Source organism: Sphingobium sp., from assembly GCF_036170395.1.
Lineage (GTDB): Bacteria > Pseudomonadota > Alphaproteobacteria > Sphingomonadales > Sphingomonadaceae > Sphingobium.
This window is the reverse complement of the sequence record NZ_JAVHPD010000011.1, coordinates 1-16,396: the sequence shown is the minus strand read 5'-3', so window position 1 is coordinate 16,396 and position 16,396 is coordinate 1. Positions and strand designations below refer to the sequence as shown.

Below are 16,396 nucleotides of genomic sequence, written 5' to 3'. Positions count from 1 at the left end.
AAGCCTCTCCTCCCATGACGCGGTATATTTTCATCACCGGCGGCGTGGTCTCCTCGCTTGGAAAGGGCCTGATGGCCGCATCCCTTGCAGCCTTGCTGCAAGCGCGGGGTTTCCGTGTGCGAATCCGGAAGTTCGATCCCTATCTGAACGTCGATCCGGGCACGATGTCGCCCTATCAGCATGGCGAAGTCTATGTGACCGACGACGGGGCGGAGACTGACCTGGATTTGGGCCATTATGAGCGCTTTACCGGCGTTTCCGCGCGCCAGAGCGACAATGTGACGCAGGGCCGCGTCTATCAGACGATCATCACCAAGGAACGGCGCGGCGACTATCTGGGCGCCACGGTGCAGGTGATCCCGCACGTCACCGACGAGATCAAGGCGTTCGCCACCGCCGATACCGAGGATCTCGATTTCGTCCTCTGCGAAATCGGCGGCACGGTGGGCGATATCGAATCGCTGCCTTTCATGGAGGCGATCCGCCAACTCCATAACGACCTCGATCGCGGTCAGTCGATCTTCGTCCATGTGACTTTGGTGCCCTACATCGCGGCCGCCGGCGAGCTGAAGACCAAACCCACTCAGCACAGCGTGCGCGAACTCACCTCGCTCGGCATCCAGCCAGATATTTTGCTGTGCCGCTGCGAGCATCCGCTCCCCGAGAGCGAGCGGCGTAAGATCGCGCTCTTTTGCAATGTCCGCCCCGAAGCCGTCATTCCCGCGCTGGACGCCAGCAGCATCTATGCCGTGCCCCAGCAATATCATGCCGAGGGGCTGGACCGCGAAGTGCTGCGCGCTTTCGGCATCGCTGACGCGCCCATGCCCTCGCTCGACCGCTGGGCCGACATCATGGACCGGCAGCAGAATCCCGAAGGCGAAGTCACCATCGGCGTCGTCGGCAAATATGTCGGCCTGCCCGACGCCTACAAGTCGCTGCACGAGGCGCTGACCCATGGCGGCTTCGCCAACCGGGTGAAGGTCAACATCAAATGGCTCGACGCCGAGCTGTTCGAGGAAGAGGGCGCGGATATCGCCGCCCGCCTCGAACCGATGCACGGCATCCTCGTCCCCGGCGGCTTCGGCGTGCGCGGGTCGGAGGGCAAGATCGCGTCCGTCCGCTTCGCCCGCGAGCGCGGCGTGCCCTTCTTCGGCATATGCCTGGGGATGCAGATGGCCTGCATCGAGGGCGCGCGCAACACGGCGGGCATCGCCAGCGCCTCCACCACCGAATTTGGCGAAACATCCGAGCCGGTCGTCGGCCTCATCACCGAATGGATGAGCGCGGAAGGCTTGCAGAAGCGCACCGCGCAGACCGATCTGGGCGGGACGATGCGGCTGGGCGCTTACCCTGCGCGCCTCACCGGCAACAGCGTCGTCGCCGGCATATACGGCACGAGCGACATCAGCGAACGCCACCGCCACCGCTACGAAGTCAATGCCGGCTATCGCGAGCCGCTGGAGAAGGGCGGCCTCATCTTCTCTGGCATGTCGCCCGACGGCCAGTTGCCGGAGATCGTGGAGCGGCCCGACCATCCCTGGTTCGTTGGCGTTCAGTTCCACCCGGAACTGAAGTCCAAACCCTTCGATCCCCATCCGCTCTTCGCCAGCTTCATCGAGGCGGCGGTGAAGCAGAGCCGGCTCGTGTAAATAAAACGGGGCCGAATGGCCCCGTTTTATTTCATTTGACGGTCGGATCCAACATCGGTTTGCCCGGTTCGAAGCGCGGAGCGTCATGGGCGGACGGTCCGTCCTGCATGACGGGTGCGTCCATGGTGGCAGGCGCGCCGCCCACCCGTTCGTTTATCTGGAAGGGCGCGGCGTTCTTCGACCGTTGTGCCGGGTCGCAACCGGCTGCGCGCAGCTTGGTGTCGATCGCACCCAGGCGCATGATGTCGCGCGAGGTCGATCCGATGGCGGCACCCAGCGAACTGCGGTCGTCCGATCCGGGGGCGGGGCCGCCGTTCAGCAACTGCTCCACCAGTTCGTCGCAATGCGCCCCCCAGGCCATCGTCAGCTTGTTGACCTGGGTTTCCAGCGCGGCGGCGAACAGGCCGAGCGTGATCTTTTCCGAGCGGAAGGCGGGGGAAGTGATGTCGTCAGGCGCGTCGCCCCGTTCGACCGAGGCGGTGATGCGGGTGGCGGTGCCGTCCTTGATCGGCTCCAGCGTGGCAATCATGCGGGTCGCGACCTTGTCGCCGGCCATGACCAGCCAGGTCATCTTGCCCCGCTCGCGCTCCAGCTTGAAGTCGGGTAGCACGCCGCCCGACCGCGACGGGTCGGTGCCGGGCGATCCCGGTTCCTTGCGGACGTCCAGCCCTTCCAGACTGGCCATGACCTCCTGCACCGGCCGCTCGACATCGCGCGAATAACCAGAACTGAAGAAGCCGCCAAAGTAGAGGATGGCTGCTGCCAGCGGCCCGACCGGGATCAAGAATCGCAACATGGAATAGTTCACCCTGTTGCAGCTTGCGATAGACAACAGGGGTTAAAGGACTTTGAAGGGCGCGCCCCGCCTCACCCCGCCGGCGTCAGCTTCAGCAGCCGCCCCTGCGATCCATCGCCGCCATCCTCCAGCACCCATAGCGCGCCGTCCGGCCCCTGTTCCACGTCGCGGATCCGCGCGCCCATGTCCCACTGGTCGCCCTTGCTCGCGCTCTCGCCATTCAGTTTCACGCGCACCAGCGCCTGGCTCGACAGGCCACCGATAAAGAGCGAATCCTTCCATTGCGGGAACATATCTCCCGAATAATAAAGCAGCCCACCCGGCGAAATCACCGGGTTCCACCAGAGCTTGGGCGGCTCATAGCCGTCGCCGGGCTTATGGTCGGGAATGTCGCGCCCGTCATAATGGCTGCCGTTCGACACCTTGGGATAGCCATAGTTGAGGCCGGGCTTGATGAGGTTGACCTCGTCCCCGCCCTTCGGCCCCATTTCCTGCTCCCACAGCCGCCCCTCCTTGTCGAACGCGATGCCCAGCAGATTGCGATGGCCGTAGGACCAGACCGCTGGGTGAAAGCCCTTCGCGGCCAGCGGATTCTCAGCCGCCGGCGTGCCGTCGAGGTTCAGGCGCAGCACCTTGCCCAAAGTCGCTTTCGGGTCTTGCGCCGGATCGAACTTCTGCCGCTCGCCATTGGTGAAGAAGAGATATTTGCCGTCGGGCGAAAAGGCGATGCGCCCCGAATAATGGCCGTTGCCCTCGACATAGGGGGTCGCGCGGAAGATCACCTGCACCCCCTCCAGCTTCGTCGTCCCGTCGCTCGCCTGGTTGAACGCGCCCTTCGCCAGCGCCACGCCCTTGCCGCCGTCGCGCGCCTCGGAAAAGCTGAAATAAACGGTCCGGTCCTGCGCGAACTTGGGGGAAAGCACGACGTCCATCAGCGCGCCCTGGCCCGCGCTATCGACTGCGGGAATGCCGGCCACGGGAATCTTCGTGCCGTTCTTCGGATCGAACAGGATCATTTCGCCCGCCTTCTCCGTCACCAACGCGCGCCCGTCCGGCAGGAAAGCCATCGCCCAGGGCGCGTCGAAATCGGCGATGATGGAGGTCTTGAACGGCTTTTCGCCGGACGCGGGCGCGTTCTGGCCGGTGGCGTTGTCGGCCGAACAGGCGATGAGAATGAGGGGCAGGGTCGCAACAAAAGGCCGGTCCATCTTTTTCTCCGTTCGCCCTGAGCGAAGTCGAAGGGCTCTGCTGAGCGCAGCGAAGCACCTCCCTCCGGTCGGTGAAGGGCTTCGACTTCGCTCAGCCCGAACGGAGAGAATACAGGGACACGAATAATGTTGCAGAAATTCGACGCCCTGCCTATATCGGCAATGCTTCCTTACATCGTCACACATGTCGGGGTCGCGGGCGGATCGCTCGCGGCGCGGGAAGCTACGCATTTTTGAGCATCTGGAGACCGCATGGCGGACATCGCCGAACTGACCGCATTGATCGAGCCCGAGGTGAAGGCCCTGGGCTTCGACCTCGTGCGCGTCAGGCTGTTCGGGTCGGGCGACGATCACACGCTCCAGATCATGGCCGAAAACCCGAAGACGAAACAGCTCGTCATCGAGGATTGCGCCACCATCTCGCGCCGCCTGTCGGACGTGCTGGATGAGGCCGATCCGATCGAGGAAGCCTATCGTCTGGAAGTCAGCTCGCCCGGTATCGACCGGCCGCTCACTCGCCTGCATGATTTTCAGGAGTGGGCCGGGCATGAGGCGAAGATCGCCGCGACCGAACTGGTCGAGGGGCGCAAGAGCTTTCGCGGTGTGCTCAACGGCGTGGAGGGCGAGGATATCCTCTTCGCCGACGCCAAGGCCGGCGATGTCCGCATCCCCTTCGCCTTGGTCCATGACGCCAAGCTGCTGCTGACCGACAAGCTGATTTCTGCTACGATGCCGCTCTCTTCCGATGGGGCGGATGAATTTGAAACCGAGGAATAAGGGTTCATAAGCCATGGCCAACGCCATTTCCGCCAACAAGGCCGAACTGATCGCCATCGCCAATTCGGTGGCGAGCGAGAAGATGATCGATAAGGCCATCGTCATCGAGGCGATGGAGGATGCGATCCAGCGCGCCGCGCGCGCCCGCTATGGCGCCGAGAACGACATCCGCGCCAAGCTCGATCCCGACAGCGGCGACCTGCGCCTGTGGCGCGTGGTCGAGGTGGTGGACACGGTCGAGGATTATTTCAAGCAGGTTGACCTCAAGCAGGCGCAGAAGCTGAAGAAGGACGCCGTCGTCGGCGACTTCATCGTCGACCCGCTGCCCCCCATCGACCTCGGCCGCATCGACGCCCAGTCCGCCAAGCAGGTGATCTTCCAGAAGGTCCGCGACGCCGAGCGCGAGCGCCAGTTCGAAGAGTATAAGGACCGCGTGGGCGAGATCATCACCGGCGTCGTCAAGTCGGTAGAATTCGGCCATGTCGTCGTCAATCTCGGCCGCGCCGAAGGCGTCATCCGCCGCGACCAGCAGATCCCGCGCGAAGTCGTCCGCGTCGGCGACCGCATCCGTTCGGTCGTGCTGAACGTCCGCCGTGAAAATCGCGGGCCGCAGATTTTCTTGAGCCGCGCGCATCCCGAATTCATGAAGAAGCTGTTCGCGCAGGAAGTCCCCGAAATCTACGACGGCGTCATCACCATCATGGCCGCCGCCCGCGATCCGGGCAGCCGCGCCAAGATCGGCGTCATCAGCCGTGACAGCAGCATCGATCCCGTCGGCGCGTGCGTCGGCATGAAGGGCAGCCGCGTCCAGGCCGTCGTGCAGGAGATGCAGGGCGAAAAGATCGACATCATCCCCTGGAGCGAGGACACCGCGACCTTCGTCGTCAACGCGCTCCAGCCCGCGCAGGTCGCCCGCGTCGTCATCGACGAGGAGGAAGAGCGGATTGAAGTCGTCGTCCCCGACGATCAGCTCAGCCTCGCCATCGGTCGTCGCGGCCAGAATGTCCGTCTCGCCAGCCAGCTGACCGGCAAGGCGATCGACATCATGACCGAGGCCGACGCTAGCGAGAAGCGCCAGAAGGAATTCATACAGCGCTCCGAAATGTTCCAGAACGAGCTGGACGTGGATGAAACCCTCTCGCAGCTTCTGGTCGCCGAAGGCTTCGGCGAACTGGAAGAGGTCGCCTATGTCGAGATCGACGAACTGGCCTCGATCGAAGGTTTCGACGACGAACTCGCCGCCGAGCTTCAGAGCCGCGCGCAGGAAGCGCTGGAACGCCGCGAAGCCGCTGCCCGCGAGGAACGCCGGGCGCTCGGCGTCGAGGATGCGCTGGCCGACATGCCGCATCTGACCGAAGCCATGCTGGTGACGCTCGGCAAGGCGGGCATCAAGACGCTGGACGATCTCGCCGACCTTGCCACTGACGAGCTGGTGCAGAAGAAGCGCGTCGATCAGCGCCGCCGCAAGAATGACAGCGGCAATGAGGACAAGGGCGGCATCCTCGCCGCCTACGGTCTCAGCGACGAGCAGGGCAATGAAATCATCATGGCCGCCCGCGCCCACTGGTTCGACGAAGAGGAAGCGTAAGAGCCCATGCCCTTCGTCGACATCCGTCTGGCCGGCAGCGCCACCCGCGAGCAAAAAGCCGCGTTGGTCGCTGACGTAACCCGGTCGCTCGTGGAGCGGCTGGGCAAGCCGGCGGCTGCCGTCCAGATCGTCATCTCCGAAATCTCGACCGAAAATTACGCAGCCGGCGGGCAATTGCTCGCCGACCGCGCCGCGCCGCCTCAACCAAGGGAGGACGCCCATGCTGCGGACACTCCCCGATGAGAGGCTGACGAAACGACATTGTGATTCCGCTCATCCTCCCCTGGAAGGGGAGGTGGCATGGCGAAGCCATGACGGAGGGGTGTCACGCTATCGAGAGGGCGACACCCCTCCACCATTTGCTACGCAAATGGTCCCCCTCCCCTTGCAGGGGAGGATGATCCCATGACCGAACGCAAATGTATCCTGACCGGCGACCGGGCCGATCCCGCCATGCTGATCCGCCTCGCAGTCGGGCCGGAGGGGCAGGTGCTGCCCGACATTCGCGCCAAGGCGCCGGGCCGCGGCGCATGGATCGGCGTTACCCGCGCCGACCTCGAAACCGCGCTTGCCAAGGGCAAGCTGCGCGGCGCACTCGCCCGCGCATTCAAGACGGGCGACCTTACCATCCCCGCCGATCTGCCCGCGCTGATCGAGGATGGCCTGCGCCGCGCCTTGCTCGACCGGCTCGGGCTGGAGGCGCGCGCATCGATGCTGCTTACCGGCTCGGAAAAGATCGACGTCGCCTGTCGCAAGGGGCAGGTGCAGCTGCTGCTCCACGCCGCCGATGCGGCGGCCGACGGCAACCGCAAGCTCGACCAGGCGCTGCGCGTCGGCCAAGAGGCGGAAGGCACGGATTTGGCGGGTATCACCTTGCCTGTGGACCGCGACGCCCTATCTATGGCAATGGGGCGGGATAATGTCGTCCATATCGCGGTGACCGACTCGCGTGCAGCGTCGCGTCTGCGCGCGGCCATAGGCCGCTTGGAAAGCTATCTGGGTTGCGCTACGCAAGCGCCCGCGCAAGGGGAGCCGGTCTCCACCGATGCGCCGGGCGTTTCCGGCTAGGCATTGAAAAATAAGGCGTCGGCGGGCCTATCCGGCCGAAGCGGAAGTGAAGGGTTAAGTTCGATCGTATGAGTGACAGCAAGGAAGACAAGCCGGTTCTGGGCCGCAAGCCGCTGGGCATCAAGCGGACCGTGGAATCCGGCCAGGTGCAGCAGCAGTTCAGCCATGGCCGCAAGAATACGGTCGTGGTTGAGGTGAAGCGGCGCCGCGTCCTGGGCAAGCCCGGTGAGACGACCGGTGGCGCGCCTGCGGTTGCGCCTCAGGCCGACCCGACCCCCGCGCCGCGCCCCGCCGCGCCCGCGCCGCAGCAGACCCGCGCGCCGCAGCCGCCCGCCCCGCGTCAGGCGCCGCCGCAGAGCCTGATGTCGCGTCAGGAATTGCAGGCCAAGCTGCTGCGCGAGGCCGAGGAAGCCCGCATGGCCGCGCTGGAGGATGCGCGCCGCCGCGAGGACGCCGCGCGCCAAGCGGCCAGCGAGGAAGAGAAGCGCCGCGCTGAGGAAAACCGCCTCGCTGCCGAAGCCGGCCCGGCGCCTGCCGAAGCGCCCCAGGCCGAGCCCGAAGCCCCCGCTCCGGTCGCCGAAGCGCCTGCGGCCGCCGCGCCCGAGCCGCGCGAGGACGCGACGCCTGCGCCCGCCGCCGCCACCGTGCCGCCGCCGCGTCGCTTCACCCCCGTCGCGCCGGTCAAGCGTCCCGAGCCGGCCAAGCCCGATCGCGCCAAGAAGGGCGAGGATAATCGCCGCCAGTCCGGCAAGCTCACCGTCACCCGCGCGCTCGCCGATGACGACAGCGCCCGCGCGCGCAGCCTCGCGGCCCTGAAGCGCGCCCGCGAAAAGGAAAAGCGAGCCCATTATTCGGGCGGCGCGCAGCAGCGCGAAAAGCAGTCGCGCGATGTCGTGGTGCCCGAAAGCATCACCGTGCAGGAACTCGCCAACCGGATGGCCGAAAAGGGCGCGGACCTGGTGAAGGCGCTGTTCAAGATGGGCACCGCTGTCACGCTTAATCAGCCGATCGATCAGGATACGGCGGAGCTGCTGGTCGAGGAATTCGGCCACCGCATCCAGCGCGTGTCCGACGCCGACGTCGAAATCGGCATGGAAGGCGAAGTGGATGCGCCCGAAACGCTCCAGCCGCGTCCGCCGGTCGTAACCATCATGGGCCATGTCGATCATGGCAAGACCAGCCTGCTCGACGCGCTGCGCGGCACCAATGTCGTGTCGGGCGAAAGCGGCGGCATTACCCAGCATATCGGCGCCTACCAGATCAAGACGAAGGGCGGCGATCTCATCACCTTCCTCGATACGCCGGGTCACGAAGCGTTTTCGGAGATGCGCGCGCGCGGCGCGAACGTCACCGACATCGTCATCCTGGTGGTGGCGGCCGACGACGGGCTGATGCCGCAGACGATCGAGGCGATCAACCATACCAAGGCGGCCGGCGTACCGATGATCGTGGCGATCAACAAGGTCGACAAGCCCGAAGCCAACCCGCAGAAGGTGCGCGAGCGCCTGCTGAGCGAGGAGATCGTGGTCGAGGATATGGGCGGCGACGTGCAGGATGTGGAAGTCTCGGCGCTCAAGCGTACCGGCCTCGACGAACTGCTCGAGAAGATCCTGCTCCAGGCCGAACTGCTCGAACTCACCGCCAACCCTGATCGCCCCGCCGAAGGCAATGTGGTCGAGGCGCAGCTCGACAAGGGTCGCGGCGCGGTCGCCACCGTGCTTGTCCGCAAGGGCACGCTCAAGATTGGCGACACCTTCGTCATCGGATCGGAAAGCGGCAAGGTCCGCGCGATGATAAACGACAAGGGCCAGCAGGTGAAGGTCGCCGGCCCCTCGACCCCGGTCGAGGTGCTGGGCCTCTCCGGCGTGCCGATGGCGGGCGATCAGCTCACCGTGGTCGAGAATGAGGCCCGCGCCCGCGAAGTCGCCGCTTACCGTCAGGAACAGGCGACCAAGAAGCGCACGACCTCCGCGCCGACTAGCTTTGAACATATGTTCTCGGCGCTCAACACCACCGTCATCGAATATCCGGTGGTGGTGAAGGGCGACGTGCAGGGTTCGGTCGAAGCGATCGTGTCGTCGCTGAACCGCATCTCGACCGACGAGATCAAGGTCCGCATCCTCCATTCGGGCGTCGGCGCGATCACCGAAAGCGACGTAACGCTGGCCGCCGCCAGCCGCGCGCCGATGATCGGCTTCAACGTGCGGCCCAATGCGAAGGCGCGCCAGTTGGCGGAGCGCGAGAAAATCTCGCTGCGCTATTATGACGTGATCTACGACCTGCTGGAGGAAGTGCGCGGCGAAATGGCGGGCCAGCTCGCGCCCGAACGTATCGAAACCATCGTCGGCCGCGCCGAGGTGCTTCAGGTGTTCCCGGCGGGCAAGAAGGACAAGGCCGCTGGTCTGCTCGTCCTCGACGGCATCATCCGCAAGGGTCTGGCTGCGCGCCTCACCCGCGACGATGTCATCGTCTCGCGCACTAACATCGCCTCGCTCCGCCGCTTCAAGGACGACGTCTCCGAAGTCCGCGCCGGCATGGAGTGCGGCGCGGTGCTGCAGGACACGAACGACATCAAGGTCGGCGACACGCTCGAACTGTTCGAGGTCGAGGAACGCCAGCGGACGCTGTAACAGGAAAGTGCGTCACCCCAGCGAAGGCTGGGGTCTCGTGCCGCTTACGCTGCCGCCTGAGACTCCAGCCTTCGCTGGGGTGACGAGGATTGCATATGGTTGCTTCATCTGAAGGCCCCTCCGTCCGCCTGCTCCGCGTGGGCGAGCAGGTGCGCCACGTCCTGTCCGACATCCTCCAGCGCGGCGACGTGCATGACGATGTGCTCGCCAGCCATGTCGTCAGCGTCACCGAAGTCCGCATGTCCCCGGACCTGCGCCACGCGACCGTGTTCGTGAAATCGCTCTTGGGGCAGGACGAGGAAGCGGTGCTGAAGGCGCTGCGCACCAACACCGCCTATCTGCAGCGCGAAGTCGCGCACCGCATCCGCCTCAAATATGCGGCCAAGCTAAAATTCCTCGCCGACGAAAGTTTCGATGAGGGCAGTCACATCGACAAGCTGCTCCGCGATCCCAAGGTCGCGCGCGATCTCGATACGCCGGAGGAAAACTAAGAGGCGGTCACCGGCGGGCCATGCCGGGTGTGTGCAGCGTCAGCTGCCGGCCGGGCGCTTACCTGATAGCGCGAGCATGAGTGCCGTGAATTTGTGTAGGGCTGGTTGTCCCGGATCATTCGCTAAGGCATAGTTGAATCATGCAGGTCAGGATAGACAAAAGGGGACGGCTCACCTTGCCAAAAAATCTGCGCGATCAGCTCGGCATGAAGGCGGGCGATCAGTTTGAATGGATCGTGCGTGGCATGGCCTTGCAAATGCGACCTGTAGACGGTGCGGATCGCGGCAAGGGCGAGAAGGCGGACAGCCAGTGATAAAATATCAAATCGTGATTGCGACGGGGTTGTTGGTTGCTCTGTCACCCGCCCTCGCCAAAGACCCCGTGCCGCTCTCCGCTGTCGTCGCCGACCCCAGGCCCGATGCTGCCTACCCCGCCGGCATGAGCGCCTTCGTCTTACCGGCTGAAAATGGCGCGATGAACGCCGTCATGTACACCGCCGCCGGTCCCGGCACGCATCCGACGCTCCTCCTGCTCCACGGCTTTCCTGGCAATGAGCAGAATCTCGACCTGGCGCAGGCCGCCCGCCGCGCGGGATGGAATGTGCTGACCCTCCATTATCGCGGCTCGTGGGGCAGTCCCGGCGCCTTCTCCTTCGGCAATGCGTCGGAGGATGCCTTCACCGCGCTCCAGTTCCTGCAACAGCCCGCCACGGTCGCCAAATATCGCATCGACACCAGCGCGATCGTCGTAGCGGGGCATAGCATGGGCGGCTTCATGGCGGCCGACGCTGCGGCGGCCGAACCGCGCGTCGCCGGCCTGTTCCTGATCGACCCCTGGGATCCCTCGCAGACCGCCGCGTCGCTCGCCACGCCGGAGGGCGAAGCCGGCTGGAAGGCCGAAGTCGCAGGCGATCTGCCGCCGCTTGCCGGCGCGACCTATGAAAGCCTGACTGCCGAGATCAAGGGCGACACGGCGAAGTTCGACCTCGGCCGGCGGCTAGCCGTCTATGCCCGCCGCTCGCTCACCATCGTCGGCGCGGAGCGCGGCATCGGCGCGCAGGCGCGCAAGGTCGCCGCCGACGCGCAGGGCGCGAACCCCGACGCGCGGCTGATGGTCTGGCCGACCGACCACAGTTTTTCCGACAAGAGGATCGCGCTCGCCGACGCGCTGCTGCGCTTCCTGGCGGGTGTCGCCCCCACGGTCCGCTGATCCGCTCGCTCCATGGCGAAGCTCTATTTCTACTACAGCTCGATGAATGCGGGCAAATCGACGACCCTGCTGCAATCGAGCTTCAACTATCAGGAACGCGGCATGGCGACGATGCTGTGGACCGCCGCGATCGACGATCGTTATGGCGCGGCGCGCATCGCCTCGCGCATCGGGCTGGAGCAGCCCGCCCACCTCTTCGATCCGCACATCGACCTGTTCGCTGCCATCGCCGACCAGCACGCCGCGACCCCGCTCTCCTGCGTGCTGGTGGACGAAGCCCAATTTCTCAGCCGCAACCAGGTGTGGCAATTGGCGGCGGTGTGCGACCGGCTCGCCGTCCCTGTCCTCTGCTATGGCCTGCGCACCGACTTCCAGGGCGCGCTGTTCGAGGGCAGCGCCCATCTGCTTGGTCTCGCCGACACGCTGAGCGAGATCAAGACGATCTGCGAATGCGGCCGCAAGGCGACGATGAACCTGCGCGTCGACGCACATGGGCGCGCCGTCCACCAGGGCGCGCAGACGCAGATCGGCGGCAATGACGATTATGTCGCGCTCTGCCGCCGCCACTTCGTCGAGCGCATGGCCCGCTGACGCTCAGCCCAGCGTTGCGATCCAGCCGGGCAGATCGGCCAGCCGCTCCAGCTGCACGAACCGCGCATGGTCCGACGGCGCACGAGCGCGTTCATGCGCCCACGCCCCTTCCTGCGGGATGAACGCGGCCCAGGCGCCCGCCTCCAGCGCCGGCAATATATCCGACCGCATCGAATCGCCCGCCATCACCGCGCTTGCCGGCTCGACATCGTGCCGCGCGAACAGGCCGCGAAACGTGTCCGCCGTTTTGTCGCTGACGATCTCGATCCCCGAAAACAGGTCGCCCAGCCCCGATGCCGCCAGCTTGCTTTCCTGATGCAGCAGGTCGCCCTTCGTCACCAGCACCAAAGGCGCGATGTCGGCCAGCGCGCGCAGCGTGTCCTCGACCCCGTCGAACAGCTGAACCGGATGCGCGAGCAGCGCCCGGCCCGCCGCCAATATCTGCTCGATCATCGTGGCCGACAGCGCATCGCCGGCCAGCTCCACCGCCGTCTCGATCATCGAGAGGGTAAAGCCCTTCGCGCCATAGCCATAGAGCGGCAGGTTGCGCGTCTCGCAGGTTATCAGCCGCTCGCGCGTTACATCCGCGTCTGCGAAGGGGCGCAGCATGTCGAGCAGCGCATCCTCGGTCGCATTGAAATGGCGCATATTGTGCCAGAGCGTATCGTCGGCATCGAGGCAGATGAGCTGGATCGTCATGCCTGCCCCTTATCGCGCGTTGGGCTTTCACGACAAGGGGCTGACAGGGCAGGGCAGGGGGGCTAGGGACCGCCGCCATGCACGGCTGGATCATCCTCGACAAACCGCATGGTCTCGGCTCGACCCAGGCGGTGAGCGCGGTCAAGCGCGCGCTCCGCACGGCAGGGGCGGGCAAATGGAAGGTGGGTCATGGCGGCACGCTCGATCCGCTGGCGGCCGGGGTGCTGCCGATCGCGGTGGGCGAAGCGACCAAGCTCGCCGGCCGGATGCTCGATGCGAGCAAGATTTACGAGTTCACCCTCTCATTCGGAGTCCAGACCGACACGCTCGACCTTGAAGGCAAGGTGATCGCGACCAGCGACCACCGGCCCACGCGCGCGGACGTGGAGGCGATCCTCCCCCGCTTCACCGGCGGAATCGAACAAGCCCCACCCGCCTACAGCGCGATCCTGATCGACGGCCAGCGCGCCTACGACCTCGCCCGCAAGGGGGAGGCGGTGGAAATGAAGACAAGGGCGGTGACGATCTACGCGCTCCAAATCAAATCCTCCCCCATAGGGGGAGGGGGACCGCGCCCGAAGGGCGTGGTGGAGGGGTGTCGCCCTATCGAGACGGTTACACCCCTCCGTCTGGCCTGCGGCCATCCACCTCCCCTTCCAGGGGAGGATGTTCAAGAGATCACCCTCACCGCCCATGTCTCCAAGGGCACCTATATCCGCTCCCTCGCCCGCGACATCGCGCTGGCGCTGGGCACGGTGGGGCATGTCACCATGCTCCGCCGGATCAAGGCCGGGCCGTTCACCCTGCAATCGGCGATTTCGCTGGACAAACTGGACCAAGCTGCTAGGGGCGGCGACCTCGGCGGCGTGATGCTGCCGTTGACGGCGGGGCTGGACGACATCCCGGCTCTCCCCGTCACTCCCGATGAAGCATTGGCTCTCCGTCAGGGGAAGATGCTCATGGGGAAACCGCACACCGGTCTCCTGCTGGCGATGTTGGGCGAAACGCCCGTCGCGCTGGTGGAGTCCAGTGGCCCGGAGGTCCGGGTGGTGCGCGGCTTCAATCTCTAGATACGAAAGGAAGCCCGATGTCGATTACCGCTGAGCGCAAGGAAGCGCTGATTAAGGAACATGCCCGCGCCGAAGGCGACACGGGTTCGCCCGAAGTCCAGGTCGCGATCCTCTCGGAACGCATCTCGAACCTGACCGAGCATTTCAAGGGTCACCACAAGGATAACCACAGCCGTCGCGGCCTGCTGATGCTGGTCAACAAGCGTCGCTCGCTGCTGGACTATCTCAAGCGCAAAGACGAGGGCCGCTACACCGATCTCATCGGCAAGCTGGGCCTGCGCAAGTGACCTGATCGTTCGGCCCGCTTCGGCGGGCCGTTTACGTATCAGGCCATCCCGGCGAAAGCCGGGATCCAGGGGATCGGGCGCAGCCTTTGAAACCCTGTGCTCCGGCTTTCGCCGGAGCGCGATAACAGATATAGGGCGTTCGGATTGAACGCCTTCTCCCCATGGGAGCAAGACCAAGGGAAGGTCACGCAATCCGGCGTGATCCTCGCACACGGGGCCAGATGATGCCCCACGCCGCAGCGGGCCGGATAGCCCGCAGATGAGGCCCCGCCCGGCAATAGGGCCGCAGCGGGCAAAGGAAAAACCATGTTTGATGTAAAGAAAGTTTCGATCGAGCTGGCAGGCAAGACCCTGACTCTCGAGACCGGTCGCATTGCGCGTCAGGCCGACGCCGCCGTGCTGGCGACCTATGGCGAGACGGTGGTGCTCTGCGCCGTGACCGCCGCCAAGTCGGTGAAGGAAGGACAGGATTTCTTCCCGCTGACTGTCCACTATCAGGAAAAATATTCGGCCGCCGGCCGCATCCCCGGCGGCTTCTTCAAGCGCGAACGCGGCGCGACGGAAAAGGAAACGCTGGTTTCCCGCCTGATCGACCGCCCGGTCCGCCCCCTTTTCCCCGAGGGCTTCTATAACGAGATCAACGTCATCGCTCAGGTGCTGAGCTTCGACGGTGAGAGCGAGCCCGACATTGTGGCGATGATCGCCGCGTCGGCCGCCTTGACCCTCTCGGGCGTGCCCTTCTTGGGTCCGATCGGCGCCGCGCGCGTCGGCTACAAGGATGGCGAATATCAGCTCAATCCGTCGCTCGACGAGGTAAAGACCGGCGAACTCGACCTGGTCGTCGCCGCCACGCATGACGCGGTGATGATGGTCGAATCCGAAGCCAAGGAATTGTCGGAAGACGTGATGCTCGGCGCTGTCCTCTTCGCGCACGAAGCGTCGAAGAAGATCGTCAACGCGATCATCGATCTTGCCGAACAGGCCGCCAAGGAGCCGTGGGACATCGCCAAGGGCGACGATCTGGGCGACCTCAAGAAGAAGCTGACCAAGCTGATCGGCAAGGACATCGCGGCCGCCTACAAGCTGACCGACAAGTCCGCCCGCTCGAACGCGCTCAACGAAGCCCGCGCCAAGGCGAAGGCCTGGTTCGCGGAAGAGGGCCTCGACGCGCAGACCGTCATGGCCGGCATCAAGCTCACCAAGAAGCTGGAAGCCGAAATCGTCCGCACCGCCATCCTGAAGGACGGCAAGCGCATCGACGGCCGCACCACGACCCAGATTCGCCCGATCGAGGCGATGGTCGGCTTCCTGCCGCGCACCCATGGTTCGGCGCTGTTCACCCGCGGCGAAACGCAGGCGATCTGCACCACGACGCTTGGCACCAAGGACGCCGAGCAGATGATCGACGGCCTCACCGGCCTGCATTATGAAAACTTCATGCTGCATTACAACTTCCCGCCCTATTCGGTCGGTGAAGTCGGCCGCTTCGGCGCGCCGGGTCGTCGTGAAGTGGGTCATGGCAAGCTCGCCTGGCGCGCGCTGCACCCCGTGCTGCCGAGCAAGGACGAGTTCCCCTACACGATCCGCGTCCTCTCCGACATCACCGAGTCCAATGGCTCCTCCTCGATGGCGACCGTCTGCGGCGGCTCGCTCTCAATGATGGACGCGGGCGTTCCGCTCAAGCGCCCGGTCTCCGGCATCGCAATGGGCCTGATCCTGGAAGGCAAGGATTTCGCGGTCATCAGCGACATTCTCGGCGACGAGGATCATCTGGGCGACATGGACTTCAAGGTGGCGGGTACGGAAGCGGGCATCACCACCATGCAGATGGACATCAAGGTCGCCGGCATCACCCAGGAAATCTTCGAGGTCGCGTTGCGGCAGGCGAAGGAAGGCCGCGCCCATATCCTGGGTGAAATGAGCAAGGCGCTATCCTCGACCCGCACCGAATTGTCGGCCCATGCCCCGCGTATCGAGACGATCCAGATCGACAAGTCGAAGATCCGCGACGTCATCGGCACCGGCGGCAAGGTCATCCGCGAGATCGTCGCGGAAACCGGCGCGAAGGTCGATATCGACGACGAAGGCATCATCAAGATCAGTTCGTCCGACATCGCCCAGATCGAAGCGGCCAAGAAGTGGATCCTCGGCATCGTCGAGGAAGCGGAAGTCGGCAAGATCTACACCGGCAAGGTAGTCAACATTGTCGACTTTGGGGCCTTTGTGAACTTCATGGGCGGCAAGGACGGCCTCGTCCACGTCTCCGAGATGCGCAACGAGCGCGTCGAAAAGCCGACCGACGTCGTGTCGGAAGGCCAGGAAGTGAAGGTCA

At 65.0% G+C, this 16,396-nt stretch carries 16 protein-coding genes; 13 read left to right on the top strand and 3 right to left on the bottom strand.

What is annotated here, in order from left to right; translation table 11 throughout:
* The first annotated feature begins 14 nt into the window (after positions 1-14).
* Entirely contained in the window at positions 15-1,649 is a 1,635-nt protein-coding gene (locus tag V2B31_RS04450) for a CTP synthase (RefSeq protein WP_328275754.1), read from the top strand.
* A 31-nt stretch (positions 1,650-1,680) separates the two neighbouring features.
* Here V2B31_RS04450 and V2B31_RS04445 read toward each other — a convergent pair whose 3' ends face one another.
* A complete protein-coding gene (locus V2B31_RS04445) occupies positions 1,681-2,445 on the bottom strand; it encodes a hypothetical protein (protein ID WP_328275752.1) in 765 nt (254 codons plus the stop codon).
* A 71-nt stretch (positions 2,446-2,516) separates the two neighbouring features.
* A complete protein-coding gene (locus V2B31_RS04440; RefSeq protein ID WP_328275750.1) occupies positions 2,517-3,653 on the bottom strand; it encodes a PQQ-dependent sugar dehydrogenase in 1,137 nt (378 codons plus the stop codon).
* A 252-nt stretch (positions 3,654-3,905) separates the two neighbouring features.
* On the opposite strand from V2B31_RS04440, the gene rimP reads away from it, so the two are divergent.
* The 9 genes from rimP (at position 3,906) to V2B31_RS04395 (ending at position 12,008) form a co-directional block, all read left to right on the top strand.
* Positions 3,906-4,430 carry a ribosome maturation protein RimP gene (rimP, locus tag V2B31_RS04435; protein ID WP_328275748.1) on the top strand — a complete coding sequence of 175 codons (525 nt, stop codon included), beginning with the start codon at positions 3,906-3,908 and terminating at the stop codon, positions 4,428-4,430.
* A gap of 13 nt (positions 4,431-4,443) precedes the next feature.
* Positions 4,444-6,018: a transcription termination factor NusA gene (nusA, locus tag V2B31_RS04430; protein WP_328275746.1), complete on the top strand. Its 1,575-nt coding sequence runs from the start codon at positions 4,444-4,446 to the stop codon at positions 6,016-6,018.
* Positions 6,019-6,024: 6 nt separating this feature from the next.
* A complete protein-coding gene (locus V2B31_RS04425; protein ID WP_328275744.1) occupies positions 6,025-6,261 on the top strand; it encodes a tautomerase family protein in 237 nt (78 codons plus the stop codon).
* Between the two features lie 162 nt (positions 6,262-6,423).
* Positions 6,424-7,086: a DUF448 domain-containing protein gene (locus V2B31_RS04420; protein ID WP_328275742.1), complete on the top strand. Its 663-nt coding sequence runs from the start codon at positions 6,424-6,426 to the stop codon at positions 7,084-7,086.
* A gap of 68 nt (positions 7,087-7,154) precedes the next feature.
* On the top strand, positions 7,155-9,716 hold the full coding sequence (gene infB / locus V2B31_RS04415; RefSeq protein WP_328275740.1) for a translation initiation factor IF-2: 2,562 nt from the start codon (positions 7,155-7,157) through the stop codon (positions 9,714-9,716).
* A gap of 95 nt (positions 9,717-9,811) precedes the next feature.
* Positions 9,812-10,207, top strand: a complete 396-nt coding sequence (rbfA, locus tag V2B31_RS04410) for a 30S ribosome-binding factor RbfA (protein WP_328275738.1) — start codon at positions 9,812-9,814, stop codon at positions 10,205-10,207.
* Positions 10,208-10,347: 140 nt separating this feature from the next.
* Positions 10,348-10,521: an AbrB/MazE/SpoVT family DNA-binding domain-containing protein gene (locus V2B31_RS04405; RefSeq protein ID WP_328275736.1), complete on the top strand. Its 174-nt coding sequence runs from the start codon at positions 10,348-10,350 to the stop codon at positions 10,519-10,521.
* Between the two features lie 29 nt (positions 10,522-10,550).
* A complete protein-coding gene (locus V2B31_RS04400) occupies positions 10,551-11,417 on the top strand; it encodes an alpha/beta hydrolase family protein (protein WP_328275889.1) in 867 nt (288 codons plus the stop codon).
* Between the two features lie 12 nt (positions 11,418-11,429).
* On the top strand, positions 11,430-12,008 hold the full coding sequence (locus tag V2B31_RS04395) for a thymidine kinase (protein ID WP_328275734.1): 579 nt from the start codon (positions 11,430-11,432) through the stop codon (positions 12,006-12,008).
* Between the two features lie 3 nt (positions 12,009-12,011).
* Here V2B31_RS04395 and V2B31_RS04390 read toward each other — a convergent pair whose 3' ends face one another.
* Positions 12,012-12,707, bottom strand: coding sequence for an HAD family hydrolase (locus V2B31_RS04390; protein WP_328275732.1), 696 nt, complete (start codon positions 12,705-12,707; stop codon positions 12,012-12,014).
* Positions 12,708-12,784: 77 nt separating this feature from the next.
* Between V2B31_RS04390 and truB the strand changes: the two genes are divergently transcribed.
* From truB to pnp, 3 genes are all read left to right on the top strand, one after another.
* Complete coding sequence (truB, locus tag V2B31_RS04385) at positions 12,785-13,777, top strand: tRNA pseudouridine(55) synthase TruB (protein WP_328275730.1); 993 nt, start codon at positions 12,785-12,787, stop codon at positions 13,775-13,777.
* Between the two features lie 17 nt (positions 13,778-13,794).
* Complete coding sequence (gene rpsO / locus V2B31_RS04380; RefSeq protein ID WP_328275728.1) at positions 13,795-14,064, top strand: 30S ribosomal protein S15; 270 nt, start codon at positions 13,795-13,797, stop codon at positions 14,062-14,064.
* A 306-nt stretch (positions 14,065-14,370) separates the two neighbouring features.
* Positions 14,371-16,396, top strand: a 2,026-nt coding sequence (gene pnp, locus V2B31_RS04375) for a polyribonucleotide nucleotidyltransferase (RefSeq protein WP_328275726.1), incomplete at its 3' end; no start/stop codon positions are given.

Excerpts from the sequence above, each read along its gene's own strand:
- V2B31_RS04450 (WP_328275754.1), top strand. The coding sequence starts at position 15 with ATGACGCGGTATATTTTCATCACCGGCGGCGTGGTCTCCTCGCTTGGA.
- V2B31_RS04445 (WP_328275752.1), bottom strand. The coding sequence starts at position 2,445 with ATGTTGCGATTCTTGATCCCGGTCGGGCCGCTGGCAGCAGCCATCCTC.
- V2B31_RS04440 (WP_328275750.1), bottom strand. The coding sequence starts at position 3,653 with ATGGACCGGCCTTTTGTTGCGACCCTGCCCCTCATTCTCATCGCCTGT.
- rimP (WP_328275748.1), top strand. The coding sequence starts at position 3,906 with ATGGCGGACATCGCCGAACTGACCGCATTGATCGAGCCCGAGGTGAAG.
- nusA (WP_328275746.1), top strand. The coding sequence starts at position 4,444 with ATGGCCAACGCCATTTCCGCCAACAAGGCCGAACTGATCGCCATCGCC.
- V2B31_RS04425 (WP_328275744.1), top strand. The coding sequence starts at position 6,025 with ATGCCCTTCGTCGACATCCGTCTGGCCGGCAGCGCCACCCGCGAGCAA.
- V2B31_RS04420 (WP_328275742.1), top strand. The coding sequence starts at position 6,424 with ATGACCGAACGCAAATGTATCCTGACCGGCGACCGGGCCGATCCCGCC.
- infB (WP_328275740.1), top strand. The coding sequence starts at position 7,155 with ATGAGTGACAGCAAGGAAGACAAGCCGGTTCTGGGCCGCAAGCCGCTG.
- rbfA (WP_328275738.1), top strand. The coding sequence starts at position 9,812 with ATGGTTGCTTCATCTGAAGGCCCCTCCGTCCGCCTGCTCCGCGTGGGC.
- V2B31_RS04405 (WP_328275736.1), top strand. The coding sequence starts at position 10,348 with ATGCAGGTCAGGATAGACAAAAGGGGACGGCTCACCTTGCCAAAAAAT.
- V2B31_RS04395 (WP_328275734.1), top strand. The coding sequence starts at position 11,430 with ATGGCGAAGCTCTATTTCTACTACAGCTCGATGAATGCGGGCAAATCG.
- V2B31_RS04390 (WP_328275732.1), bottom strand. The coding sequence starts at position 12,707 with ATGACGATCCAGCTCATCTGCCTCGATGCCGACGATACGCTCTGGCAC.
- truB (WP_328275730.1), top strand. The coding sequence starts at position 12,785 with ATGCACGGCTGGATCATCCTCGACAAACCGCATGGTCTCGGCTCGACC.
- rpsO (WP_328275728.1), top strand. The coding sequence starts at position 13,795 with ATGTCGATTACCGCTGAGCGCAAGGAAGCGCTGATTAAGGAACATGCC.